The sequence below is a fragment of the Mesorhizobium sp. WSM4817 genome (assembly GCF_055811135.1).
Window position 1 is genome coordinate 83,598 of sequence record NZ_JBVVQQ010000025.1, and the last position, 24,344, is coordinate 107,941.

The following is a 24,344-nucleotide window of genomic DNA, read 5'->3' on the forward strand; positions in this document are numbered from 1 at the left end:
AATTATTCTTCCGAGAACATCGCTGGCCCATTTTGATCAACCCTTAAGATAAACGATCCAAGTTTGCTGAATTGATCAGGAAGCGGAATGTTAGATCCTCTCGAAACTAACCTGAGTTTTAGCTCACACCCCAGCTCAGAGGTTTTCAATCTTGAGCTCGCCAGAAAGGCAATCTGCCCTAATCCCGGATCCTTCAATGCAGTAAACAGGCGTTCGGCGTCATCCACCTCCGCCATGCCCCTTTCCATAGCGACGCGGCAGATGAGTGCGACGTGCAGTGTTCGACTTTTGCTGACCATCCAATGCGACATGCGTTTCAGTTGTAACGCGTGAAGCGACCAGACGGAATCAGCGGCCGGGTCGAAACAGCACAGGTCTCGGGGTGTGACCAAAAGATCGCCGTACCGTTCAAGTCGTGAAAGCACCATCCCGGCATTTGCATCCTCGACAAGTGCCAGCTTGTCGATGTTTTCAATATTGAGGTCCAGAGGCTGATTATAGGAAGTCCGTCCGCCACGTGGTTTGTCACGGAGGATCTTCAGCTCCACATCCATTGCTGACGCATGCAAGTTGAGACGTTTTTCATGGTTGGTTTCGACTGCAACCACAGTTTCCCATCCACGTTTACGCAAGATAGTTTCGATAATTTTGCAATGGGACTGCCAGCGGTATTCATCGTCGACGTTACTATCGATCGCCGCAAGCAAAGCGGCGTCGATCGGCTGCTTCACCCGAGGCTCCTTAGGTAGATCTTTCCAATCGAGTTGTGGAAAGAGCACCCTGGCATATTCATAAGCCCTCATTGAGGGGGCTGTTTCCATGGCAAGAAACGCTACTCCAACAGTAGTGTCTAATTTCAGCTGCCGGCAACGTTCGTAAAGTTGGGCTAAGGCATCAAGCATTTTCTGGGGACCGAGGCCTCGCGCACGCATGAATGCGCAGGCTCTGGATGGGAAAATCCATTGGCTGTCTCCGTACCAACTCGGAGACATTAGGTTTACGGCGTCCCGGAGTTCTCCCGAAAACGTGTCGCGGAGAAAGCCCGGCGGACTTTGTTGTGTGATAACGACGGTGGGATGCGGGTAACGTGAAAGAGCCTGCACCTCTGAGCGTGAAAGATCCTTCGAACGTCCTGCTCTAACGCCCAATCCTAACGGTCGCCTGTGGTGAAGCTCCGGAGCGCCATCGAGGATAGCACCATATGCATCATCAAGCAAAAAGGTGACGTACGAAGGAGTCTCTGATGCCAAAACGTCGCCAATGAATTCGCGCGATTTATCTTGCGGATAAATTCCAATAGAATCATACCCGCCAGATCGATTAGGCTCGGAGAATGGAAGCGCGTCGTCCGCTAAATAAATGAGTGCGCGGGCTTGTGGCGATGCGTCCAGCGCGTCGCGGGTGTCGCGAGCTTCTTGAAAGCGAAATATCCAATCGCCGTTCGGCTCTTCGTACAGATCCGGAAGCTCTGCCAAACAATTCCGGACGATCCTTTCCAAATGGACCCGAAAAGTCCCCCCACTAAAGTTCGCCGAAGAGCTAAATCGTATGGCAACTTCCGGCTCTCTAACCTGAGCGGCCAAGGTTGGTATCGCACCGCGCTTGCGTCCCGCCGTGAGATCCGATTGTTGGTTCAACCATGCTGCCTTTATATCTGGGATGAGGATTGCGATATCTCGCCATCGTCGAGCAACTTCAGCGTTCTTCCGCCTCAGATCTGCAAAAATCTTCGCGGCGAGATTGTTCCGGTCCTCTTTCAGGCCAAGGAAGTCAGTGACCTCGAGGGCAAGCATCGGCCTCGCCATTAGGAAGGGTCCCCTTAAGGCATTTTTCAACTCTTCGCGCCGCTGTGTTCCTCGTCCTACCAGAACACCATCTCCGAGCCCAAATGCCCAATGCGGCCGATCCCCGACACGGCTCTGCCCTCTTAATGTCGGCAAGATCTCGGTCTCTTGCGGATGCAAAGGACTATATCCAGCAACACGGCCATTGCTTGATCGCTCTTCAACCAACAGAGCGTTTGAAGCCGGACTGAAGAAGACCGGAATCAAGAAGCCCGTCTTCTTTCCCAGCGGATCAGCGACACCAACTAGTTCGCAATCGTTGATCAAGTCGATCATGCGAACTGTCCTTGATCGGTCAAAAATGTCTCGACACGCTCATATAATGCCTGGGCAAACGACAACGGGTCACTTCGTCCGTATGTCTTGTACGGCAAAGGGACCGCATTAGAGCAGTCTTGCAACGCTTCCTGGATCTCTGGATCGCTTAAGAGCGCGGACGGCCCGACTATTGCCTTGAGAGCCGTCTTCAAAGACACCCCTTTCGAAAACTGCAACTCAATAGTTCCGCAGCGGTCATCAACAGATCGGATCGACGGATCCGCGATCAATCTCGCGTAGGCTCGCGAAGTGACCCTCGTTATTGGAATGCTACGCTCGTTCAGCGTGGGTTGCTGCTCATAGTAGTTTCGATTTATCATAGAATGCGCCAACGAGTTGCATAGGTGCGAGTGCCGAGCTGCCCAACTCAAACTCGTCTAGCTTCAAACCCGGTCCGAGCAGCGGCCTGTAGCGGTCGAATCCTCCACTGTCAAAAGGAAGCACCCGAGCAGCTGAAGCTAACAGCGAGGGCTCCAGTATAAGACACACAGGGGCCAACTCAATCATTCCACTGGGACCGATCCCGGTTGCCGGCTTATAGGCGGGCCGACCGTAAAACATGTAAAGGAGATCCGTTTTGTAGATAGGGCACTGGGTTGTCCCAAGAGTTCGCTCCTCGAGCGCCTTCATCGTGGACAATGCGGTTGTGCAGTGCATTAAATGCATGTCTGGACCTGCAGGTTTTGCCTTGTGGATGAAGTCGCTGATCGAGACAGGCATTCTTGGCTTTCGCTCTCCAATTTTGGCCGACCATAACATCGCTTGAATTCAACAACAGACGGGATCGGCCCCTTTTTCTTAGATGCCCACTCGCCAGCTTCGCAACCACTTTGAACTGCGGTGGCCGGTATCCTGCTCATCGAAGAACTTGCTGTGGCGAATGGAGACTGTCCCTTCCTCTCAAGCCATCCCACTGCGCCTGTTTTCGTGGGCTCGTAGACTGGCAATTTGGCACCGAGAGAATCCCCCACGCGCGAAACCTCCCTCCCGTTATCTCCCGCAACCCCGGCTCGCGAACAAGCCGACGCCAAGTGAATAATTGCTGCGGAGTCAATTCGTGACGCGGCGCGACAGCGTAGACCGCTTCGCCTGACTCGTAACTCTCAGCGGCGATCTCAGCCTTACGCTCGTCGCTCCACTCACGCCGTCGGCCGCTGCCCGTGAAAACCTCGAGCAGACGCACCGGCCGTTCATCGCTGGACTTTATGCGTAAGCTGCGAAATCGACATCTGTCCAAGCCCTCGTTTGGGTTGCAATAACCCACTGATCCGGAAGGTGAAGTGCGGTCAAAACGCCGTTTACCCTCTCTCAGCTTATCCGCAGGATAAGCGACACGATCTGCGCTGGCGGCCAGCCCCCTGCTTTGCACCTGTTGATTTTGGGAATTTGGTCTTGTGCCGAGGATTTACAGGCCCGAAAATCGGAATCGATTTTCGGAAAGCACGATGCGTAGATGTTCGCGACGGCGGGGACCGCGATCCTCTTTTTCAGCGGCTGCTCCGGTTCGGGCCTTGGGATGCCGGGTTCGCCGGCCTGGTTTGCCACGACACCGCAGGCGGAACAGGCAACCTATTTCCGGAACCGATGCGTCTCTTACGGCTTTGAGCCAGGAACCCCAGCCATGGCCCAATGCATTCAGCACGAGTCCGTTACCTCTCGCGGCAGAGCTTCTGCCAGAACGAATGCCGCTTTAGCCAACATGCAAAACAGTCAGCCGAAAAGAACGACTTGCAACCGCTTCGGCAACACGGTGAACTGCACGAAGTTCTGATATTCCGCCCCCATTGCGAACGCTCGACGGCAAATGTTGGCGCGGTCTATGATTCGTCTCTCCAGATCACCCGCCGCCCCGAGGCACGCTTCAGGGCGCTTAGGAGCATTCATGAGATGCCCCTATTCAAAGCGCCTGAGAAGTGCTTTGTTTAGGCGTCACCTGGGGAGGGGCCATGAAAACGTTCACAACCATCTGCGTTGTTGCGCTCGCCATTCTGGCGGGAGCGGTATTCTCTTACGCGCATGGCGGAGGCTGCCGGAAAAGTTCTCCGCCTGGCCAGTGCTGCCATATGGACAACAGCGCCGGTAGCGTCCACTGCCATTGACGACCGAGCCTCTGCGGTAAAGCCCCCGCGCAGGCTGGACTCTCTCCCGCAATGGAAGCATTCTTTCTTTCGGGAGAAGGGGCGTGGGCAAAGGCCACCGATATCAGGGTGCCAATCAGGCTGACCGGTGGCGAAGGCGCGTCGGCAATAGAATGCCGTCACGGAAGCTGCCGCGACCGCTCTTGGGGCTGATCTTCCTCGGCGTCGCCACGCTTGCCGCCGCAGTCACCCAATTCGTAATACGGAGCACCGCAAGCCTCCAGACCAGGGTAACAAACTGGACAGAGCCGCTGCCTGGTTCGATGGAAGGCCACGCCTCCGTGATCGATGGCGACACGGTAGAGATTGCAGGCCAGCGCATTCGCTTCAATGGCATCGATGCGCCAGAGAGCCGGCAATACTGCGACGACGCGAAGGGCTTCGATTATTCATGCGGGCGCCGCGCTGCCCAAGCCTTGGACGAGTTCCTGGCAGCTTCGCGACCACTGCATTGCAGTTTTGTCGATCGTGATCGGTACGGGCGTCTTGTCGGGAACTGCAATCGCGCCGACGGCCGAAGCGTTCAGAAATGGCTCGTTGAAGTAGGCCTCGCTCTAGATTGGCCTCGCTATTCGAACGGGGCATTCGCCGCTGAGCAAGTCTCAGCCAAGGTCGCGCATCGCGGCGTGTGGCAAGGTAGATTCGATCTTCCGTGGGACTGGCGGGCTGCGAACCCCGACAGAGTCGAGACCGTCAGCGAGCAATCGACCGGCTTCGGTCTTCTCGGCTCCGGTTGCAAAGTCAAAGGCAACATCAGCGTGAACTCGGGTGAGAATATCTACCATCTGCCGGGCCAAGAGTATTACGACGAGACAGTGATCACGCCGAGCAAAGGCGAGCGCTGGTTCTGCAGCGAGGCCGAGGCGCGCGCGGCCGGCTGGCGACGATCAAAACGGTAACGACCATGGATGCATCGTACCCAGGAGAAAATGCCAAAGCTAGCGACCTTTTGCGGCTCGCCAGTGAGTATCGTGTCAATGCCGCTTGAATTTTCCCCAAAAGTGCCGAAGTAAAATTCTCCCAGTTTCGCCGCTCAGGCTATCGCGGAGGGGTGTCCATTTTTCGGTGGCCGGCCGCGCGGCCGCGATGGTGGATTTAGCGTCGGCGGCGTGATGGAGGCTTTTGATCGCAGGTGTTCGGGCATGAGCTCGGCGTGCTGGCGGAGCCGATAGCTCGATCCTTCGATCTGGACGACAACCGGCATGTGTCGTGGCGATGGAAGCGTGCGGCTGCTCCCACTACTGGGCCCGTCAGATGGCTCGGCTTGGCCATGAGCCAAGACTGATTGCCCCCGCCTATGTCAAACCGTTCGTCAAGCGGCAGAAGAACAACGTCGCAGATGCGGAGGCGATCGTCGAAGCAGCGCAACGACCGACAATGCGCTTTGTCGAACCGAAGACCAAGGAGCAGCAGTCCCGGGCTATCGTGTTTCGCACTAGAGAGCAGTTCGTGATCAGAGAACCGAATTGGTGAATGCGTTGCGCGCGCACCTCTATGAGTTCGGTTATGTTGCTCCCCAAGGCATCGGCCACCTGCCACGTCTGGCAGAGATCGTCGAGGACGAGAGCGCAGACCTGCCGGATCTGGTCCGCTACATTTGCAGCGCTCTCCTTGACCAGATCGAACAGTTGAGCAGTCGGCTCGCGGCATTGAAGAAGACGATCGACACGCTGTCCAAGCAAGCTGCAACATCTCGGCGCTTGCAAACCATGCCCGGTGTCGGCCCTATCGCTGCCCTTGCCGTTGAAACCTTTGCGCCGCCGATGGAGGCCTTCAAGTGCGGTCGCGATTTCCGAGCGGCGGCAAGCAACGACTAGGGAAGCTATCGAAGATGGGCCAGCGCGATATTCGGCGGTTGCTCATCATCGGCGCCATGGCCGTGGTTCGATGGGCATCTCGAAGGCGCGCGTCCGACGGTTCCTGGCGTGACCGCTTGATGTTGAAGAAACCGCGTATGCTGGTAGCAATCGCGCTGGGCCAACAAGATGGCGCGTGGCATCTGGGCCATGCTGACGAAACAGAGGACTACCGGGATCCGGCGAGGTGCCTGCGTGATTTGCAACAACGCACCTGAGACCGGGACGTCGGCGATGTGAGGAAGGCATGAACTGCATGGGCAAATGATCGATCAGATCGGGGTCAGGAAAACCAGAGTCAAGTTGAGAGCCCACGCAAGCTCGCTTTGCTGATTTGGACTTGATCCGCGCATCACCATACCGGCCCGCGGCATATGGAACGGCCGCAAATCAAGGCCTGACACATGACCGCACTCGATCACATGCCCAATGCTTCAGGTTCTTCCTTGCAAAACGGCTGGCATCCACACAAGAACTTGACGCATACAACCGATTTCCAGTCGTTCCAGACACTATCTCTAATGGGGCGCGCCTTTGAGTTTCCCTCGTTCGTAGGTGAGGAGATGTGGTCGCAAGTGATGGCTGTACGCGATCCCGGAAAGTTGCGCGAAGTTTGGCCAGCAAGGCAACCCTCCCGGGTACGAAATGGTCAAACCGCAGCAGTCTCCAGAGGTGGATAAATTCAAAATTGAGCAGCCTAGCCCATTGGCGGTTCTGCCACGCATTGGGTCGCGTCGGGTCGTGCGAACTGTTCGCCGGTCACAGCTGCGAGAAATTGTCCCTTTATCGGACACGACCATTTACGAGATGGAGCAACGTGGCGAGTTCCCACGACGCTTCAATCTAACCCCTCGCTGTGTTGTTTGGGATCTAGCAGAGGTCGAGGCCTGGGTTCAGGCAAGGCGAAACGCGTCGACTGCCGGCACGATCGAAATTGCCCCAGGTCCAGACGTGCGGTCGCGAAAGACGAGACCTGTCAAATCGGATCGAGGATGATCGCCGCCCCGGCAGCCGGCTGGAGTACGGGCGTGTGCTTCTTGCCCGCCGCCCATGCCTCAACCATGTCCGCCCATTCCTGCAGTATATGACGACGCTGCGGCTCATATTCAGCCTTGTTATAAACACCGCGCGAGGTACGGCTGTCTTCGTGGGCAAGGCATTTTTCGATCCAGTCGCGATTGAATCCGATCTCGTTTAGGAGTGTCGAGCCGGTCCGCCGTAGGTCGTGCACTGTAAAGGGCGCAAGCGGCAATACTTGTTTTTTTGCGCGGTCGACAATGGCCATGGTGACCCGATTGAAGGTGGCGCGCGACATGGGTTCGTCGGCGTCATAGCGAGATGGCAGCACGTATCGCGAGTTCGCTGCGCAAGTCTTGAGCGCAATCAGGATATCGAGGGATTGGCGGGACAGGTAGACGTTATGCGGCTTTTTCCGTTTCATTCGCTCTTTGGGAATGCTCCAAACAGCGTTCTCAAAATCGACCTCGTCCCACGTCGCGTCCAGCAGCTCACCTTTTCGAACCATCGTGAGCAGGATCAGCTTTAGGCCGAGCCGTATCGTCGGCAACGTTGGCACATTTTCCAACTCGTTCAGCATGATTCGGATTTCTGCGGGGGACAATGCTCGGTCTTTTGCCTCGAACGTGGCAATCGAGGCCGGCCCTACCTCGTCCGCTGGATTGGGAATCTTCCCGCCGTGCAGAATGGCATGACCATAGATCTGCTTAACAATCTCCCGGACATGGATGGCTGTTGCCGGCGCGCCGCGGTCGCGCACCTTTGCGCAGAGCGCCCGCAAGTCGTCAGCTGTTATTTCTGTGAGGAGCCTTTTGTCCCATATGGACAAGATGTCTCGATCGAAGATGGCTTTGCGCATTGAGCGCGTGCTATCCGCCATCTTGGCCTCCTTAAACCAGCCCCGGCCGGCATCGCCGAAGGTGGCCATTGCAGACAGGCGCCGCTTTTCACGCTGCTTTTCATGCGCCGGCGATTGTCCGGCTGCCACCATTTTCCGAGCGGCAATGCAGCGGTCGCGCGCCTCTGCTAGCGAGATGCCACCATCACCATAGCGGCCCAGCGTGACTGTCTCTCGCCGACCATTCATTCGGTAGTCGTATCGGAACGAGATCTGTCCTGCGGGGGACACCGTGGCGTACATACCGTCACGATCAGCGACCTTGTAAATTTTGTCTTTTGGTTTCAGCTTCTTAAGTGCAATGTCAGTGAGCATGGCGAGGACAAACTAAGTGCGTTTCCACATATCCAGCGCCGGATTTTACCGTCATCGATTTTACCGTCAAGGCCCGACCATATCGTCGAAAATTCAATGGCTTACCTGAAGATTAACTAAAGTACTAGGAAGCGAGGTCGTGACGGTACTAGCTTCAAGGGAGGATGATGAGAGAAGGGATGCCGTCAGGCTTACCGCCAAATGATTCCGCTTGTGGGCGATAGTCAGCGATAGGCAAAGAGAGTAAAACGATTCTAATTCAATGAGTTAACTGTATGCAGCCGATAGCCACCAAATGCTGGCGAACGACCGAGCTTTATTCCCACTCGATTGTGCCCGGCGGCTTGCTCGTCACGTCGTAGACGACGCGGTTGATGCCGCGCACCTCGTTGATGATGCGGGTGGCGGCGGCGCCGAGGAACGCCATGTCGTAGTGGTAGAAATCCGCCGTCATGCCGTCGACCGAGGTGACGGCGCGCAGCGCGCAGACGAATTCATAGGTGCGGCCATCACCCATCACGCCGACGGTCTGCACCGGCAGCAGCACGGCGAAGGCCTGCCAGATGGCGTCATAGAGGCCGGCCTTGCGGATCTCGTCGAGATAGATGGCATCGGCCTCGCGCAGGATCTCCAGCTTTTCGCGGGTGATGCCGCCCGGGCAGCGGATGGCAAGACCGGGTCCGGGAAACGGGTGCCGGCCGACGAAGCTGTCGGGCAGGCCGAGCTCCTTGCCGAGCACCCTAACCTCGTCCTTGAACAATTCGCGCAGCGGCTCGACCAGTTGCATGTTCATGCGCTCGGGCAGGCCGCCGACATTGTGGTGCGACTTGATCGTCACCGACGGGCCGCCGGTGAAGGAGACGCTTTCGATGACGTCGGGATAGAGCGTGCCCTGCGCCAGGAAATCGGCGCCGCCGAGTTTCTCGGCCTCTTCCTCGAACACCTCGATGAACAGCCGGCCAATGGTCTTGCGCTTCTTTTCCGGATCCGACTCGCCCTCGAGCGCGCCGATAAAGCGGTCCGAGGCGTCGACCAGGATGAGCGGCAGATTGTAGTGCTGGCGAAACATCTCCACCACGCCTGATGCCTCGTCCTTGCGCATCAGCCCGTGGTCGACAAGGATGCAGGTGAGCTGGTCGCCGACCGCCTCGTGGATCAGCAGTGCTGCGACCGAGGAATCGACGCCGCCCGAAAGCGCGCAGATGACCTTGCCCTTGCCGACCTGCTTGCGGATCGTCTCGACCGCGTGCTCGCGGTAGGCGCGCATCGTCCAGTCGCCTTCGATGCCGGCGATCTTGTGGACGAAGTTTTGCAGCAGCCGGGCGCCGTCCGGCGTGTGCACCACTTCGGGGTGGAACATGATGCCGTACATCTTGCGCTCGACATTGCCGAAGATGGCGAAGGGCGAGCCTTCCGATTTGCCGAACACCTCGAATCCCTTGGGCAGCGAGATGACGCGGTCGCCATGGCTCATCCACACCTGATGGCGCTGACCGGGCGCCCACAGGCCCTCGAACAGCGGGCTGTCCTTCTGGATCTCGACGAAGGCACGGCCGAATTCGCGATGGTCGGAGCTTTCGGCGACGCCGCCCATCTGCACGCACATGGCCATCTGGCCATAGCAGATGCCGAGCACCGGCACGCCCGCGTCGAAGACAATCTGCGGCGCGCGCGGGCTGCCGATGTCCCCGGTCGAGGCCGGGCCGCCGGAGAGGATCACCGCCTTCGGATTGATGCGCCTGAACGCCGCTTCGGCCGACTGGAACGGCACGATCTCGGAAAAGACGCCGGCCTCGCGGATGCGCCTGGCGATGAGCTGCGTGAACTGGCTGCCGAAATCGACAATCAGGACGGTGTCGGGCAGGACGGTGTCGGGACGATTGGCTATCTTCATGGCGAGCGTTTAGAGAAAGAAACGAGTCGGCGCAATGGGTTGCGAAGGCGTCTCCCTCACTCCGTTTCCGCGTCATGCGATGGTCCAAACTGCAGCGCATCGGAGCCGATCGCCTGTTCCAGCCGCGTCACCGCATCCGCCAGCTTCTCGTCGATGACATGGAGATACTCCTTCCAGTCCCCGACATGCCTGAGATCGGCAGCCCCGTCGGAAATGCCGCGCAGGCCGACGAGCGGCACGCCGAACAGTTGGCAGGCTCGCAGGCAGGCGAAGGTCTCCATATCGACCATGTCCTCGGCAATCGCATCATAGGCGCTGCCGGAAATGATCGCCGCGCCGGTCGACAGCGTCGCCTCGCCTATGCCTGGAATCCTAAACGGCAGCGGCACCGTCACGGGCAGGTCGAGAAACGGCGTCGCGCCCTTCTCGAAGCCCAATGGCGAGGCGTCGATGTCGCGGTAGGCGACCGAAACGGCCTGGTAGATTTCCGTTTGTTCCAGTGTCCGGCTGCCGGCCGAACCGAGCGAGACGACGAGATCCGGCAGCGCCTTTTCAGATTTGAGCCATGACAGTTCCGCGCCCAGCCTGACACCCGCTTCGACCGGCCCCACCCCTGTCATGACAGGCGTGAACAGCCGCTGCAGATGCGGCCCGTATTCGGCCTGCGCCGCCATCACGAAGAGGACGTCCCTGCCGGCAATTCTGACGGCCTTGCGCATCGGATCAGCCTTCGATGCCATCGCGACCGACCACCGTCATCATCGTTCCAGTCATGGTGGCGATCAGCTTGGCCTCGCCGTCGACGGCGAAGGCATAGGCCTGGCCGTCGGCAACGATGATGGTGCGGCCGGGCTTCGTCACCGAGCCGCGGAACAGAAAACGCTCGCCCCGGCCCGGCGCCAGCAGATTGACCTTGAACTCGATGGTCAGCACACTGGAGCTTTCCGGCATCAGCGAGAACGCGGCATAGCCGCAGGCCGAGTCCAGCGCCGTCGAAATGACGCCGGCATGGAGGAAGCCATGCTGCTGAGTCAGCGCCGCCGAATAGGGCATCTCGATCTCGATGATGCCCGGCGTAACCAACGTCAGCTCGGCGCCGATCGTCATCATGGCGTTCTGGCGCGCGAAGGACGTCCTGACGCGATCCTCATAATTGGGGGCGGGTACGATCTCTGCTGCCATGGCTTGTCACGCTCCTGTCAGAAAAGCTTATTGCAGAGGCATGAGCGGCAGGCAATCGCTATTGCTGCACTGCAGCAATCAGGCCCGCCGGCAAGGTTCAGCCACCCCTGCGCAGCGCACAGACATAAAACCCATCGGTACCGCTCAGCGCCGGCGACAGCGAAATGCCGCCTGCTGCGCCGATACGGGGGGCCGCCTCGTGGCCCGGAAAGCGGCTGTCCCAAAGCTGGCGGTGATCGACCGGGACAAAGCCGCTGTTACGATCCCTGAAGGCAGCTACCTGCTCGCCATTCTCCTCATCGAACACCGAGCAGGTGATGTAGACTAGCAGCCCGCCCGGTTTGACGAAGGTTTTGGCGACATCGAGGATCGCCGATTGCTCGCCCTTGCGCGCATCGAGCTGCTTCTGCGTCAGCCGCCATTTGGCATCGGGCCGGCGCCGCCAGGTGCCGCTGCCGGTGCAGGGCGCGTCGACCACGACGATGTCGATGTGGCCCGCGAGGGGGGTGAGTTCCGTCGGCTTGGTGACGATTTGGACGTTGCGGTTTTCCGAGCGGCGGATGCGGTCGAAGATCGGCGCCAGCCGCGCTTTATCGGAATCATGGGCAAACACCTGGCCGCGATTGTCCATCGCCGCCGACAGGGCCAGCGTCTTGCCGCCGGCTCCGGCGCAAAAGTCGAGAACCTGCATCCCGGCCTCGGCGCCAGCCAGCGTGGCGGCGATCTGCGAGCCTTCGTCCTGAACCTCGAACCAGCCTTTCTGGAAGGCCGGTTCGGCCTGCACGTTCGGGTGCCTGCCGTCGCCCGCGATCGGCGGGATGCGGATGCCGTGCGGCGCAATTCGTGCAGCCTTGGCGCTGGTCTCGGCCAGTTCGGCGAGCACCTTGTTGCGATCGGCCTTCAGCGTGTTGACCCTGAGGTCGAGCGGCGGGCGGGTCGCCAGCGCCGCACCTTCATCGACCCAGCAGGCGCCGAAGGCCTGCTCGAAAAGCGGTTCGCACCAATCCGGAATATCGGCGCGCACCGCCGGCGGCGCATCGTCGAGCCGGCGGTCAGCGATGGCCTTCAGTTCATCGTCGTTCAACAGCGGCGGCGCAAACTTGTCACCGTCGAGCGCTTCGTTCAACGACTGCGCCGTCTGGTTCCATTCGAGCAGCAGCGCGCCAAAACCGATGGCGCGCGGCGTATCTTCGCCCAACAGCCAGCCGGCCGAGCGCTTTCGCCGCAGCGCGTCGTAGACGATGTTGCCGATCGCGGCGCGATCGCCGCCGCCGGCGAAGCGGTGCGACAGGCCCCAATCCTTCAGCGCATCGGCGACCGGCCGGTGCCGCCGGCCGATATCCTCCAGCACTTCGATGGCTGCTGCCAGCCGTCCGCCCAGTCGCATCTTGTTATTCCGTTACTCAGCAAATCAATTCCGGGGTCTTGCTCTAAAGCGCGCGACCGGCGCACACAAGCGGGGAGAGTCCTGGAGGCAGAGGGCGCTCGCTTCAGGTTTGCGCTGCCCCTCACCCTGACCCTCTCCCCGTGAGAACGCCAGATCAAAGGCAGCTCTCTTGATATCAGCGACCCTCGCATTGCTATGCTTTTAAACTTTTGAAGTTGCGATAGTCTTCCGCTGCGTGATTCGCCAAGAACTGCAAGCGGATCGGCGGGAAATTACGTGGAGAGGGCAATGAAGACTTACCTGGCGGAAGTTCTAGGCACATTTCTACTGGTGTTCATCGGCACGGCTTCGGTGGTGACGGGCGGCTTCGGCGGCGCGCTGCCGCTCGGCCAGGAAGGCATCGGTCTGGCATTCGGCATCGGCCTGATCGCGGCGGCTTATGCGATCGGCCCGATCTCGGGTGCACATCTCAACCCGGCGGTGACGCTCGGCGTGTTCCTCGCCGGCCGAATGGAGGCCAAGAACGTCATCCCCTACTGGATCGCGCAGGTCATCGGCGCCATCATTGCGTCGCTGGCGCTGTGGATCATCGTCTCCGGGCAGGTCGGCGGCCATACCGGCGGCTTCGGCGCCAATGGCTGGGATGCGACGAAGTGGGGTCTCAGCTCGGCGTTCCTGTGGGAACTGATCGGAACCTTCACCTTTGTCACGGTCATCCTCGGCGTCACCAGCGGCAGCCACGCGACGGCCTTTGCCGGCCTCGTCATCGGCCTGACGCTGGCAGGACTGCACTTCGCCATCATTCCGGTGACCGGCACATCGCTCAATCCGGCCCGCTCGATCGGCCCGGCGCTGTTTTCGGGAGGTGCGGCGATCGGCCAGCTCTGGCTGTTCATCGTCGCACCGCTGATCGGCGGCGCCATCGCCGGCGTGGTCGCCAAGACCCGTATCTTCGAGAAGGACTGACAGGCTTTGGTCTGACAAAAAGGCGCGGGACCCGGCCCGCGCCTTTTTGTTTGAGGTTCGAAAAACTTATCCAGGCGGGACGCTACCCGCTCCGGGCCTTGGCCGATCAGGCAAGTTCGAAGCGATCGGCGTTCATCACCTTGTTCCACGCCGCCACGAAGTCGTTGGCAAATTTCTCCTCCGCGTCCGCGGTCGCATAGACTTCCGCCAACGCGCGCAGCTGGGCATGCGAACCGAAGATGAGGTCAACGCGGGTGCCGCTCCACTTGAGCTCGCCTGTCGTCCGATCGCGTCCTTCGAACAATTCCTTGGCCTCCGATGTCGACTTCCACACCGTTCCCATGTCGAGCAGGTTGACGAAGAAGTCGTTGGTCAGCGTCTCAGGCCGCTTGGTGAAGACGCCGTGCGTTGACTGCTCGGCATTTGCGCCGAGCACGCGCAGGCCGCCGACGAGGACTGCCATCTCCGGCGCCGTCAGCGTCAGCAATTGCGCCCGGTCGACCAGCGCCTCCTCGGGCGACAAACGCTGCGGGCCGCTGAGATAGTTGCGGAAACCGTCGGCGGTCGGTTCGAGCGGGGCGAAGGAGTCGACGTCGGTCTGCTCCTGGGAGGCATCCATGCGACCCGGCGTGAACGGAACCTTCACCTCGTTGCCGGCGTCCTTCGCGGCCTTTTCGATTGCGGCGCCGCCGCCAATGACGATCAGGTCGGCAAGCGAGACTTTCTTGTCGCCGGACTGCGAAGCATTGAACTCCTTGCGGATCGCTTCGAGCTTCTCCAGCACCTTCGCCAGCTGAGCCGGCTGGTTGACGTCCCAGTCCTTCTGCGGCGCCAGGCGAATGCGCGCGCCGTTGGCGCCACCGCGCTTGTCGGAACCACGGAAGGTCAAGGCGGACGCCCAGGCCGTCGAGACCAGCTGCGGCACCGAAAGGCCGGAGGCGAGGATTTTTGACTTCAGGGCGGCCACGTCCAGCTCATCGACCAGCACATGATCGACGGCAGGCATAGGATCCTGCCACGGCAGCTCTTCCTTGGGCACGAGCGGGCCGAGATAGCGCACGAGCGGGCCCATGTCGCGGTGGGTCAGCTTGTACCATGCGCGGGCGAAGGCATCGGCGAACTGGTCCGGATTCTGATGGAAGCGCCGCGAGATCTTTTCGTAGGCAGGATCGAACCGCAGAGCGAGGTCGGTGGTCAGCATCGAAGGCGCGTGACGCTTTGCCGGGTTGTGGGCATCGGGCACAGTGCCGGCGCCGGCGCCGCCCTTCGGCGTCCACTGGTGCGCGCCGGCCGGGCTCTTGATCAACTCCCATTCGAAGCCGAACAAATTGTCGAAGAAGTTGTTGCCCCATTTCGTCGGCGTCGTCGTCCACGTCACTTCCAGGCCGCTGCCGATCGCGTCACCGCCTTTGCCGGTGCCAAACGTGCTCGCCCAGCCGAGGCCCTGCTCTTCGATGCCGGCTGCTTCCGGCTCGGGGCCAACCAGCGTCGCATCGCCGGCGCCGTGGGTCTTGCCGAAGGTGTGGCCGCCGGCGATGAGCGCGACGGTCTCCTCATCGTTCATGGCCATGCGCGCAAAGGTCTCGCGGATATCGCGCGCCGCGGCCAACGGGTCCGGATTGCCGTTCGGCCCTTCCGGGTTGACGTAGATCAGACCCATCTGCACGGCGGCAAGAGGGTTCTGGAGATCGCGTTCGCCGCTGTAGCGCTCGTCGGCCAGCCACTTGCCTTCAGGGCCCCAGTAGATGTCCTGTTCGGGCTCCCAGACATCGGCGCGCCCGCCGGCAAAACCGAAGGTCTTGAAGCCCATCGATTCCAGGGCGACGTTGCCGGTGAGAATCATCAGGTCGGCCCAGGAGATCTTGCGGCCGTATTTCTGCTTGATCGGCCACAGCAGCCGGCGAGCCTTGTCGAGATTGACGTTGTCCGGCCAGCTGTTGAGCGGCGCGAAGCGCTGCTGGCCGGCTCCGGCGCCGCCACGGCCGTCGCCGATGCGGTAGGTGCCGGCGCTGTGCCAGGCCATGCGGATGAACAGCGGCCCGTAATGGCCAAAGTCGGCCGGCCACCACTCCTGCGAGTCCGTCATCAAGGCATGCAAGTCCTTGATCACGGCGTTCAGGTCGAGACTTTTGAACTCCTTGGCGTAATCGAATGCCTCGCCCATCGGATCGGACAGTGCGGACTGCTGGTGAAGTACCTGCACATTCAGCTGGTTCGGCCACCAGTCACGGTTGGCCCTGGCGATAGTTGTGTGCACGACCGGGCATTTTCCGGCGCTGGTGTCATCGGTCTTTGCGTCCATCGTTCTCTCCAATTTCTGAATTTTCCGGGATTTGTCGTTTTCCGGGATTGTCGATCTTCCGGGGATTTGATGATTTTCCGGACGGGCCCTGAGCCACGCCACTCTGGAACGGTTCCAGACTAGGCCGCATTGCCGATAAAAACAAATTGCCTTTCCAGTTTGTTGCGATAGGTTTTCCTTATGATTGGTCTCACCGTCCGGCAGATGCAATATTTCGAAGCACTGGCACAGACGCTGCATTTCGGCCGCGCCGCGAAACTGGCCGGCGTCAGCCAGCCGGCGCTGTCGTCGCAGATCGCGGAGATGGAGCTGCGGCTGAATTGCCGGCTGTTCGAGCGCGGCGGCAAATCGGTTCGGATGACCGACGAGGCACTGGCCATGCTGCCACGTATCGAGCGCATTCTTGCCGACATCCGCGAAATCGAGACCACGGCCCGGCGTGGCCGCCCCGCCATGGAAGGGCGCTTCCGGCTCGGCATCATCCCGACGGTGGCGCCCTATCTGCTGCCGCATGTGCTGCCGGAACTAAAACGGCATTTCCCGGCCTTGCAGCTCGAATTGCGTGAAGCGGTGACCGCCTCGCTGGTCGAGGACACCGCCCTGGGAAAGCTCGACGCCTTCATTGCGGCCCTTCCCCTCGATCAGCCCGGACTGATCACCGAGCCGCTTTTCTCCGACCGGTTCTTCCTTGCCGTGCCGGCCGGCGATCCAGCCTTCGCCTCGCCGCCGGTGCCGCCGGAAAGCCCGGCATTGGAAAGGCTGATGCTGCTGGAGGAAGGCCACTGCCTGCGTGAACAGGCGCTTGCCGTCTGCGGCAGCGTGCGGCCGGTGGCAATGGCGAGCTATGGCGCGACGAGCCTGACGACGCTGCTGCAGATGGTGGCGCACGGGCTCGGCGTCACCCTTATCCCGGAAATGGCGGCAGGGCCGGCCAGCGCCATGCGCGATTTGAAGATCGTGCCGTTCCAGGAGCCGATGCCGCAGCGCACGATCTGCCTCGCCTGGCGACGCAACAAGGTCCGGCATGACGAATGCGTCGAACTGGCCAAGATCATCCGCGGCCTGGACGAGGCGGTGTTGGCGGCGTGAGGGTGGGAATGTCGGCCAGAGGGTCCGACCGCCTTGGCATGCCGCGCAGCAGTGCTACATTCGTTATGGAGGCCAGAACAAGGATAAGCGCCGACTAAAAAATCGTCGAATGCGGAAACATATTGGCGCTTGTGCCCGACCGAGCGCCCGATGCCCCGATGTCACCGGCAGCGAAACTGGTTGCGCAAGGGGCGAGTTCGCATATTCTGGTTGTGGCAGAAGCGTTTACAACAATGGGAGGAGTAAATGTCCGACAATAAAATCTCGCGTCGCGGGTTCCTGGAAAAGTCCACCGCCATCACCGCCGGTGCGGCTGCAGCGACGACGCTCTCGGCCCCGGCCGTACTGGCGCAGGCGCCGGTGACCATCAAGATGCAGACCTCCTGGCCTGCTTCCGACATCTGGATGGATTTCGCGCGGCTATACATAGAGCGCGTCGAAAAGATGTCGGGCGGCCGGCTGAAGTTCGAGCTCCTGCCCGCGGGTGCGGTCGTCGGCGCGTTCCAGGTGCTGGATGGCGTCAATGACGGCGTCATCGACGCTGCGCACACCGTCCCCGTCTATTGGTACGGCAAGCACAAGGCCGCGTCGCTTTTCGGAACTGGCCCTGTGTTCGGCGGCAGCGCCACCACCATGCTTGCCTGGTTCCACCAGGGCGGCGGCAAGGATCTCTACCGCGAGCTGACGCAGGACATCATGGGCCTCAACGTGGTCGGCTTCTATGGCTTCCCGATGCCGGCGCAGCCGTTCGGCTGGTTCAAGAATCCTGTCACGACCCCCGCCGAACTGCAGGGATTCAAGTATCGGACGGTGGGTCTTGCCGCAGATCTCATGCAGAACCTCGGCCTCAGCGTGGCGCAGTTGCCCGGCGGTGAAATCGTGCCGGCCATGGAGCGCGGGGTTATCGACGCCTTCGAATTCAACAATCCGTCATCCGACCTTCGCTTCGGTTCGCAGGACGTCGCCAAGAACTATATCTTGTCGTCCTATCATCAGGCTAGCGAGTCATTCGAATTCCTGTTCAACAAGGACGTATTCGACGACCTCGACGACGATTTGAAGGCCATTCTCGAATATGGCGTGGAGGCGGCCAGCACCGCGACCACGGCAGTCGCCCTCGACAACTATTCGGCCGACCTGCAGAAACTGCAGACCGAGCACGGTGTCACCGTGCACCGCACCTCCAAGGAGATTCTCGACGCACAACTCCAGGCCTGGGACAAGATCATCCCGACGCTGGAGGCGGATGCGTTCATGAAGCGGGTGCTCGATAGCCAGCGCCAATGGGTCGAACGCGTCGTCTACTACGAGCTTATGAATTCAGCCGACCTGACACTGGCATACGAACATTACTTCCCCGGCAAGCTGAAGCTCTAATTCGCGTCTCCGCTTCGGCAAATCCGGCGGTTTTGCGGACCGCCGGATTGTATCTGACGGAACCCAGTAAATGCTCCGTTACATTGCGTTCGCCGATGAACTTTCGGCATGGTTTGGAAAGGTGTTCGCCTGGAGCGTCGTCGTTATGACGCTCGGCGTGAGCTATGAGGTCGTCGTGCGATACCTGTTCAGCGCGCCGACTGCGTGGGCATTCGACCTCAGCTACATGCTCTACGGCACCATGTTCATGATGGCCGGCGCTTACACCTTGTCGCGAGACGGGCATGTGCGCGGCGATTTCATCTACCGGCTGTGGCGGCCGCGCGTGCAAGCGGCGGTCGAACTTGTCCTCTACTTCATTTTCTTCTTCCCAGGCGTCACGGCGCTGATTCTGGCCGGCTGGAAGTATGCCGCACGCAGCTTTCGCTATCTCGAAGTAAGCTCGAACAGCCCGGCCGGGATTCCGATCTTTCAGTTCAAGGCCGTCATCGTGGCGGCAGGCATCCTGCTCTTCGTGCAGGGGATTGCTCAGGTGTTCCGCTGCGTCGTCTGTCTGCGAACCGGAACATGGCCGCGCGCGGCTGAAGACGTGGAAGAGACCGAGAAGGTGCTGATGGAAGCCAAGACGCTCGATGTTCTGCATCACGGTTCGGAGGCAGTCGACCTCCCGTTCCTCCATCCCGACAATCAACCCGACCGCGACGGAGAAGACAGATGAGCGATCCTCAGGTCGCCGTCGCGATGCTGCTCATTCTGCTTCTGGCGATCTTCCTTGGCTTCCCGGTTGCGTTCACTTTGATGGCGCTCGGGGTCGCCTTTGGCTACTACGCTTATTTAAATCCGGGACGGATGTGGCGCGCCTACGAACGGGCGGTTGAGGATGGCGCCGACGGCTGGACGCTTACGGAGCATTGGATCGGCGGCTTCTTCAACAACCGCATTTTCGATCTGTTCGTGAATCAGACCTATTCTGTGATCTCGAACGACGTGCTGACCGCCATCCCGCTTTTCCTGTTCATGGGCTACATCGTCGAGCGGTCCAATATCATCGAGCGTCTTTTCGGCACCCTCTATATCGCCACCCGGCGCGTTCCCGGCTCCATGGCGGTCGCCGCCCTCATCACCTGCACCCTTTTCGCAACGGCCACAGGCATTGTCGGCGCGGTCGTGACACTGATGGGTCTGCTGGCGTTTCCCGCCATGCTGAAGGCGCGTTACGACATCAGCTATGCCTCGGGAGTGATCTGCGCCGGCGGAACCCTCGGCATCCTCATTCCGCCGTCGATTCTGCTCATCGTCTATGGCGCGACGGCGGGTGTGTCGGTGGTCCGCATGTATGCGGCAGCCCTGCTTCCGGGACTGCTGCTTGCCGGCCTTTATCTGATCTATGTGGTGGCGAAGGCGGTGCTGCAGCCGCAGCTGGCGCCGAAGCCGACCCGAGACGAGGTAGGCCACTATTCGGTCCTGCAAATCAGCTGGATGCTGCTGACCTCCTTCGTCCCTCTGGCGGTCCTGATCCTTGCGGTGCTCGGCGCTATCCTGTTCGGCCTTGCCACGCCTTCGGAGGCTGCCGCCATCGGCGCGCTCGGCGGCGTCGTGCTGGCCGCCGCCTACCGGGCGCTGACGTGGCAACGCCTGAAGGAGTCCGTCTATTTGACGGCGCGAACGACCGCGATGGTGTGCTGGCTGTTCGTCGGCTCCGCGACCTTCGCCTCGGTCTTTGCCTATCTGGGAGGCCAGCAACTGATCAGCGATTTCGTCACCGGCCTCGACATGTCGCCGCTGATGTTTTTGATCGTCGCCCAGATCATCATCTTCATCCTGGGCTGGCCGCTGGAATGGACGGAGATTATCGTGATCTTCGTTCCGATCTTCCTGCCGCTATTGGCGCATTTCGAGATCGATCCGCTGTTTTTCGGCGTGCTCGTCGCAGTCAACCTTCAGACGGCCTTTTTGTCGCCGCCCATGGCGATGTCGGCCTACTACCTCAAGGGCATTTCGCCGCCGCATGTTCAGCTTTCGGATATTTTCCGCGGAATGATGCCCTATATGCTGATCGTTATCCTGTGCATGGTCATCATCTACGTCTTCCCGCAGATCGTGTACGGGCTGCCCAACCTGATCTACGGGGGCTGAGGCGCGATGCCGCGGCGAGTGGAGGACAATAGATGAATTTGAGCCGCTTCCTGGCCGTCTTGGCGTTTGTTGTCTTTCTGGCGTTTTTTGGCGTCGTAATCCGGTTCGTCCCGCATCCCGATCTAGGCGTTGCGGTCGGCATTGGCGTCCTACTTGCGGGCTACGATCTATGGAGCCAGTTGAGGTCTCGCGCGAGGTAACAGCCGGGCTTTGGGCGGTCGCGGGAAAGCTGCAAGGCTGCAGCTTCGATGCGGGCAATGAGCCGAACCGTCCGCTCGGCCTGAGAAACATCAATTCAATCAAATCCTCGTGAATTGTACCGGACGCCCGGAACCGCAGACGCGTTCCCGGCATTGATTTTGCGGAGGAATCTGCGTCCAGAACAGGGAGCAGTGTTATGGCTTACCGTGATTATATCCATACGCCGGTGACGCCACGTGACATCCGATGGGGACTCCAGCAGGGGGCCGTCGCGGGTATTGTCGCAGGCATCGTCTTTGCGGCGTTCGAAATGGCGGCGAGTGCGTTCATGATGGGGGCGGAAGCGTTCTTCATGCCCCTGCGCATGATCGGCGCCATCGCGCTTGGACCGGAAGCCCTCGATCCCGGCTACCCGCTCTTGACGGCCAGCATCGCCGGCGTGGTCGTGCATTTGATCCTGGCCATCGCCTATGGGATCGTGTTCGGGGAGATTGCCGCAATGCTGCGAGGGCGAGCAGCCTTCATCGGTCTCGGCAGCATCTTTGGACTCGCCTTGTGGCTCGTCAATTTCTATGTGATCGCGCCGATCGCATTCCCCTGGTTCCTGCAAGCAAGCCCGGTCGTGCAGTTCATTGCCCACACATTCTTCTTCGGTACCGTCCTCGGCTGGTACCTGTGGAAGTCGCACGAGAGAAGCGGGCTCGAAGGACCGGCGGTTTAGCCTTGCCAGCACCGACCTGGCACAGTCGGATTGAAGCGGAAAGACAGCGGTGATCACCGGCGCTTCTTGGCATCGGGCGTGCGCTTCGCACGAGTGTGCGAAGGTCGCTTTGATCGCCCGCGACCCGACGCTGCTGCAGATGGTGGCGCATGGGCTCGGGCGTCACGCTCATCCCGGAAATAGCGGCAGGACCAGCCAGCGCCATTGCGCGATCTGGAGATCGTGCCCACTCCAGGAACCGATGCCGCAGCGCCATCTGCCTCGTCTGGCGGCGCAAGAAGATGCGGCACGACGAATACGTCGAAGTGGCAAGATCATCCGCGCAATGGCTGAGGTGGTGTGCAATTAATCAGGTAGAGTAGAAGAGAAACTGAGCAGTCAATCGACGATACGTCGCGGGCCGTCCGTGAGCAGACGCTCGGCTTGTCCGATCATGTCGTCGATCACGCGTCCAGCCGACTCCACGCTTCGGATCACTCCGGCCACTTCCCCCATCAAAACGCCGGTGTTCTCGGCATCGCCAGCGTAAAAGGCGTCCCAATAGTCGCTGCTCTGGATGGCCAGCGTCGGCGCTTCAGTCAGCTGACCTTCGCGGCCATGCCAGGCGGCGACAAATCGAGTCCTCAGCACGCGCGCGACGAATTCGTCTGTCGGCCAACGATAGTTGCGGGCGATGTCGACAGTTGTGGTCTTGATCGTCGCATCGCCATCGGCGGCGATGATAGCCTCCTGGAATCCGCGCGGCGCAGCGGACTCTGCAGTCGCCATGAACCGCGTGCCGACCAGGACGCCGTCGGCGCCGAGCATCAATGCCGCGGCAAGCGCTCGACCGTCGCCAACGCCACCCGCCGCCACGAGAAGCGTCTGAGGCGCCTGTTTCGCGAGAAGATCGGCAATCTCGGGAACGAGTGTGAAGGTCGAGCGGGGACCGCTGTGGGCCGCCGGCTTCATTGCCCTGCGCCACAATTGCATCTGCGCCGACGTCGAGCGCCTCGCGGGCGTGCAACATCGACTGGACTTGGCAGATGAAAGGCACTCGCGCTTCTCTGATATGCGCGGCGAAGGGTGCTGGCGAGCCGAATGAAAGCATCAGCGCCGCGGGTTGCCGCTCCAGCACGCGGTCGAGCAGATACGGCCTGGTTGCCAGCGACCATGTAATAAACCCACATCCGACACGGGCGTTGACTGCGGCGGCAAACTCCTTGTCCAGCCAGGCTTCGTCGCCGTAGCCGCCGCCGATCAAACCGAGCCCGCCGGCATGCGACACCGCTGCTGCAAGCCGTCCGCCTGCCATCACGCCCATAGGAGCGAGGAGGATGGGATGCCTGATCGCAAAACGTTCGGTCAGTCGGGTTTTGAGTGGCACGGTTCGCGCTCGCCAAATCATCGAAGGGATACCGAAGATGCAGCAAACGCGACGCACTGTAGCAGGATAGTGGTCCCGCTTGAGACTCGAACCGGGAAATCAGACCGTTTTTAGTGGTAAGTGACTGATGGTCGCCGCAACGCAAAGCTGGCGGCTGGACGGCCGCACTGGGTGGCGAGCTGACACACTCTGGCAGCAATTTGGCAGCAAGACGCGATTGAGCATCAACCGCGTCGCGCCGCCTCGATCGCGGCGACGTCGATTTTCTTCATAGTCATCATGGCATCAAACGCGCGCTTTGCCTCGTCGCCGCCAGCCGCCATCGCGTCAGTCAGCACGCGCGGCGTGATTTGCCAGGAAATCCCCCATTTGTCTTTGCACCAGCCGCACACGCTCTCCTGGCCGCCATTGCCGACGATGGCATTCCAATAGCGGTCGGTCTCCTCCTGATCGTCGGTGGCGATCTGGAACGAGAAGGCTTCGTTGTGCTTGAACTCGGGACCTCCGTTGAGGCCGATACAAGGAAGGCCCGCGACTGTGAATTCGACCGTCAACACGTCGCCCTCTTTGCCGGCCGGGTAGTCACTGGGTGCACGGTGCACGGCACTCACCACGGTGTCGGGAAAGATCTCGGAGTAGAAGCGGGCGGCAGCCTCGGCGTCCTTATCGTACCAGAGGCAAATCGTATTCTTTGCCATTTGCGGGTTCCTTTCGCTTGAGGCCAAGATTTCGGCCTTGTTTCCCCATCCGCTCTCTTCCGAAATAGGTAGCCAACCGCTTTTCTCCACCCCGGAAGCGTCCGTCTCGCCCGCGCGAACGCAAAGAGCAGCTTACCCTAATGTCGCTGTCGCTTTGGCACGGGTTCCGGACGATAAGCGAAGGCCCGCCCCTGAAATGCGTCGCGAATGTCTGGAAAATCCACAAAGCAGACCAACTTTCCGACCAGACGACAGGGCCACGATCCGGCACCCGCAGACCTCGCCCACCGGCGCTCCAGTCCGACACGTCATGTTCACCTGCGGCTCGGAAAGGCACAGTGGTGCTATCCAGGCGTGTTCGCCTTGACGACCTTTTGGCATTCGGGCGTCAGCTCACTCATGTGATCGGCCAGGCATTTGATGATGTGGCCGCCGCCCGGCAACACGCCCTCGCAGATCTTCTGGTAATCTGCCTGGCAGGCCTCACGCTCGGCCGCCGTCTGCGCCAGCGCCACGGTGGTTGCCATCTGAGTTGCCAAGAAAAGCACGCTCAACGCAATCCGCATGACAAACTCCCCTCAAACATGTAGATTAGTTCACTTTTATATAATGCGATATACACCGGGAAGTATATAGAGG

General features: G+C 60.4%; 22 protein-coding genes and 1 pseudogene. 11 read left to right on the forward strand and 12 right to left on the reverse strand.

The window, feature by feature from the left end:
- Positions 1-2 precede the first annotated feature (2 nt).
- Positions 3-2,120, reverse strand: coding sequence for a hypothetical protein (locus tag AC0L2K_RS27620; RefSeq protein WP_473532882.1), 2,118 nt, complete (start codon positions 2,118-2,120; stop codon positions 3-5).
- 898 nt (positions 2,121-3,018) lie between these two features.
- Complete coding sequence (locus AC0L2K_RS27625) at positions 3,019-3,531, reverse strand: transposase (RefSeq protein WP_473532883.1); 513 nt, start codon at positions 3,529-3,531, stop codon at positions 3,019-3,021.
- A gap of 912 nt (positions 3,532-4,443) precedes the next feature.
- Between AC0L2K_RS27625 and AC0L2K_RS27630 the strand changes: the two genes are divergently transcribed.
- The 5 genes from AC0L2K_RS27630 to AC0L2K_RS27650 all read left to right on the forward strand — a co-directional run bounded on the left by AC0L2K_RS27630 (position 4,444) and on the right by AC0L2K_RS27650 (position 7,152).
- Positions 4,444-5,199 carry a thermonuclease family protein gene (locus AC0L2K_RS27630; RefSeq protein ID WP_473532884.1) on the forward strand — a complete coding sequence of 252 codons (756 nt, stop codon included), beginning with the start codon at positions 4,444-4,446 and terminating at the stop codon, positions 5,197-5,199.
- 310 nt (positions 5,200-5,509) lie between these two features.
- A complete protein-coding gene (locus AC0L2K_RS27635) occupies positions 5,510-5,773 on the forward strand; it encodes a hypothetical protein (RefSeq protein ID WP_473532885.1) in 264 nt (87 codons plus the stop codon).
- The gene (locus AC0L2K_RS27640) at positions 5,767-6,117 is read left to right on the forward strand and encodes a hypothetical protein (RefSeq protein WP_254027320.1); all 351 of its coding nucleotides are present in this window, start codon (positions 5,767-5,769) and stop codon (positions 6,115-6,117) included. Before AC0L2K_RS27635 ends, AC0L2K_RS27640 begins: the two co-directional genes overlap by 7 nt.
- A 14-nt stretch (positions 6,118-6,131) precedes the next feature.
- Positions 6,132-6,374: a hypothetical protein gene (locus AC0L2K_RS27645; RefSeq protein ID WP_473532886.1), complete on the forward strand. Its 243-nt coding sequence runs from the start codon at positions 6,132-6,134 to the stop codon at positions 6,372-6,374.
- Between the two features lie 427 nt (positions 6,375-6,801).
- A complete protein-coding gene (locus tag AC0L2K_RS27650) occupies positions 6,802-7,152 on the forward strand; it encodes a helix-turn-helix transcriptional regulator (protein ID WP_473532887.1) in 351 nt (116 codons plus the stop codon).
- On the opposite strand, the gene AC0L2K_RS27655 is transcribed toward AC0L2K_RS27650, so the two are convergent.
- The 5 genes from AC0L2K_RS27655 to AC0L2K_RS27675 all read right to left on the reverse strand — a co-directional run bounded on the left by AC0L2K_RS27655 (position 7,133) and on the right by AC0L2K_RS27675 (position 12,849).
- Positions 7,133-8,386, reverse strand: a complete 1,254-nt coding sequence (locus AC0L2K_RS27655) for a tyrosine-type recombinase/integrase (protein WP_473532888.1) — start codon at positions 8,384-8,386, stop codon at positions 7,133-7,135. The genes AC0L2K_RS27650 and AC0L2K_RS27655 overlap by 20 nt on opposite strands.
- A 316-nt stretch (positions 8,387-8,702) precedes the next feature.
- A complete protein-coding gene (guaA, locus tag AC0L2K_RS27660) occupies positions 8,703-10,280 on the reverse strand; it encodes a glutamine-hydrolyzing GMP synthase (protein WP_287219789.1) in 1,578 nt (525 codons plus the stop codon).
- A gap of 56 nt (positions 10,281-10,336) precedes the next feature.
- Positions 10,337-10,999: a 5'-methylthioadenosine/S-adenosylhomocysteine nucleosidase gene (locus AC0L2K_RS27665; protein WP_023800373.1), complete on the reverse strand. Its 663-nt coding sequence runs from the start codon at positions 10,997-10,999 to the stop codon at positions 10,337-10,339.
- Between the two features lie 4 nt (positions 11,000-11,003).
- Complete coding sequence (locus AC0L2K_RS27670) at positions 11,004-11,462, reverse strand: PaaI family thioesterase (protein WP_023800372.1); 459 nt, start codon at positions 11,460-11,462, stop codon at positions 11,004-11,006.
- A 97-nt stretch (positions 11,463-11,559) separates the two neighbouring features.
- On the reverse strand, positions 11,560-12,849 hold the full coding sequence (locus AC0L2K_RS27675; RefSeq protein ID WP_473532889.1) for an RsmB/NOP family class I SAM-dependent RNA methyltransferase: 1,290 nt from the start codon (positions 12,847-12,849) through the stop codon (positions 11,560-11,562).
- Between the two features lie 288 nt (positions 12,850-13,137).
- Here AC0L2K_RS27675 and AC0L2K_RS27680 point away from each other — a divergent pair, with 288 nt between their 5' ends.
- A complete protein-coding gene (locus AC0L2K_RS27680; protein ID WP_023800370.1) occupies positions 13,138-13,815 on the forward strand; it encodes an aquaporin in 678 nt (225 codons plus the stop codon).
- 106 nt (positions 13,816-13,921) lie between these two features.
- Here AC0L2K_RS27680 and katG read toward each other — a convergent pair whose 3' ends face one another.
- Positions 13,922-16,117 (reverse strand): catalase/peroxidase HPI, encoded by a 2,196-nt coding sequence (gene katG, locus AC0L2K_RS27685; protein ID WP_473532890.1) that lies wholly within the window; start codon positions 16,115-16,117, stop codon positions 13,922-13,924.
- A gap of 180 nt (positions 16,118-16,297) precedes the next feature.
- Between katG and AC0L2K_RS27690 the strand changes: the two genes are divergently transcribed.
- From AC0L2K_RS27690 to AC0L2K_RS27710, 5 genes are all read left to right on the forward strand, one after another.
- On the forward strand, positions 16,298-17,206 hold the full coding sequence (locus AC0L2K_RS27690; RefSeq protein WP_023800368.1) for a hydrogen peroxide-inducible genes activator: 909 nt from the start codon (positions 16,298-16,300) through the stop codon (positions 17,204-17,206).
- Between the two features lie 246 nt (positions 17,207-17,452).
- Positions 17,453-18,583: a TRAP transporter substrate-binding protein gene (locus AC0L2K_RS27695; RefSeq protein WP_023800367.1), complete on the forward strand. Its 1,131-nt coding sequence runs from the start codon at positions 17,453-17,455 to the stop codon at positions 18,581-18,583.
- 70 nt (positions 18,584-18,653) lie between these two features.
- A complete protein-coding gene (locus AC0L2K_RS27700; protein ID WP_023800366.1) occupies positions 18,654-19,301 on the forward strand; it encodes a TRAP transporter small permease subunit in 648 nt (215 codons plus the stop codon).
- The gene (locus AC0L2K_RS27705) at positions 19,298-20,719 is read left to right on the forward strand and encodes a TRAP transporter large permease (protein WP_473532891.1); all 1,422 of its coding nucleotides are present in this window, start codon (positions 19,298-19,300) and stop codon (positions 20,717-20,719) included. The genes AC0L2K_RS27700 and AC0L2K_RS27705 overlap by 4 nt, the downstream gene beginning before the upstream one ends.
- Before the next feature lie 397 nt (positions 20,720-21,116).
- Positions 21,117-21,641, forward strand: coding sequence for a hypothetical protein (locus AC0L2K_RS27710; protein ID WP_027152426.1), 525 nt, complete (start codon positions 21,117-21,119; stop codon positions 21,639-21,641).
- 378 nt (positions 21,642-22,019) lie between these two features.
- On the opposite strand, the gene AC0L2K_RS27715 is transcribed toward AC0L2K_RS27710, so the two are convergent.
- The 4 genes and pseudogenes from AC0L2K_RS27715 to AC0L2K_RS27730 form a co-directional block, all read right to left on the reverse strand.
- Positions 22,020-22,592 (reverse strand): NAD(P)H-dependent flavin oxidoreductase, encoded by a 573-nt coding sequence (locus AC0L2K_RS27715; RefSeq protein WP_245277712.1) that lies wholly within the window; start codon positions 22,590-22,592, stop codon positions 22,020-22,022.
- Positions 22,593-22,905: 313 nt separating this feature from the next.
- Positions 22,906-23,028 (reverse strand): annotated as a pseudogene (locus AC0L2K_RS27720) (hypothetical protein); the annotation flags it as partial.
- Positions 23,029-23,231: 203 nt separating this feature from the next.
- The gene (locus tag AC0L2K_RS27725) at positions 23,232-23,705 is read right to left on the reverse strand and encodes a VOC family protein (protein ID WP_473532901.1); all 474 of its coding nucleotides are present in this window, start codon (positions 23,703-23,705) and stop codon (positions 23,232-23,234) included.
- Between the two features lie 344 nt (positions 23,706-24,049).
- Entirely contained in the window at positions 24,050-24,271 is a 222-nt protein-coding gene (locus AC0L2K_RS27730; RefSeq protein WP_023800361.1) for a hypothetical protein, read from the reverse strand.
- Between the last annotated feature and the right edge of the window lie 73 nt (positions 24,272-24,344).

Coding starts and splice junctions, on each gene's coding strand:
- AC0L2K_RS27620 (WP_473532882.1), bottom strand. CDS start 2,120: ATGATCGACTTGATCAACGATTGCGAACTAGTTGGTGTCGCTGATCCG.
- AC0L2K_RS27645 (WP_473532886.1), top strand. CDS start 6,132: ATGGGCCAGCGCGATATTCGGCGGTTGCTCATCATCGGCGCCATGGCC.
- AC0L2K_RS27650 (WP_473532887.1), top strand. CDS start 6,802: ATGGTCAAACCGCAGCAGTCTCCAGAGGTGGATAAATTCAAAATTGAG.
- AC0L2K_RS27655 (WP_473532888.1), bottom strand. CDS start 8,386: ATGCTCACTGACATTGCACTTAAGAAGCTGAAACCAAAAGACAAAATT.
- guaA (WP_287219789.1), bottom strand. CDS start 10,280: ATGAAGATAGCCAATCGTCCCGACACCGTCCTGCCCGACACCGTCCTG.
- AC0L2K_RS27665 (WP_023800373.1), bottom strand. CDS start 10,999: ATGCGCAAGGCCGTCAGAATTGCCGGCAGGGACGTCCTCTTCGTGATG.
- AC0L2K_RS27670 (WP_023800372.1), bottom strand. CDS start 11,462: ATGGCAGCAGAGATCGTACCCGCCCCCAATTATGAGGATCGCGTCAGG.
- AC0L2K_RS27675 (WP_473532889.1), bottom strand. CDS start 12,849: ATGCGACTGGGCGGACGGCTGGCAGCAGCCATCGAAGTGCTGGAGGAT.
- AC0L2K_RS27680 (WP_023800370.1), top strand. CDS start 13,138: ATGAAGACTTACCTGGCGGAAGTTCTAGGCACATTTCTACTGGTGTTC.
- katG (WP_473532890.1), bottom strand. CDS start 16,117: ATGGACGCAAAGACCGATGACACCAGCGCCGGAAAATGCCCGGTCGTG.
- AC0L2K_RS27690 (WP_023800368.1), top strand. CDS start 16,298: ATGATTGGTCTCACCGTCCGGCAGATGCAATATTTCGAAGCACTGGCA.
- AC0L2K_RS27695 (WP_023800367.1), top strand. CDS start 17,453: ATGTCCGACAATAAAATCTCGCGTCGCGGGTTCCTGGAAAAGTCCACC.
- AC0L2K_RS27700 (WP_023800366.1), top strand. CDS start 18,654: ATGCTCCGTTACATTGCGTTCGCCGATGAACTTTCGGCATGGTTTGGA.
- AC0L2K_RS27705 (WP_473532891.1), top strand. CDS start 19,298: ATGAGCGATCCTCAGGTCGCCGTCGCGATGCTGCTCATTCTGCTTCTG.
- AC0L2K_RS27710 (WP_027152426.1), top strand. CDS start 21,117: ATGGCTTACCGTGATTATATCCATACGCCGGTGACGCCACGTGACATC.
- AC0L2K_RS27715 (WP_245277712.1), bottom strand. CDS start 22,592: ATGAAGCCGGCGGCCCACAGCGGTCCCCGCTCGACCTTCACACTCGTT.
- AC0L2K_RS27725 (WP_473532901.1), bottom strand. CDS start 23,705: ATGGCAAAGAATACGATTTGCCTCTGGTACGATAAGGACGCCGAGGCT.
- AC0L2K_RS27730 (WP_023800361.1), bottom strand. CDS start 24,271: ATGCGGATTGCGTTGAGCGTGCTTTTCTTGGCAACTCAGATGGCAACC.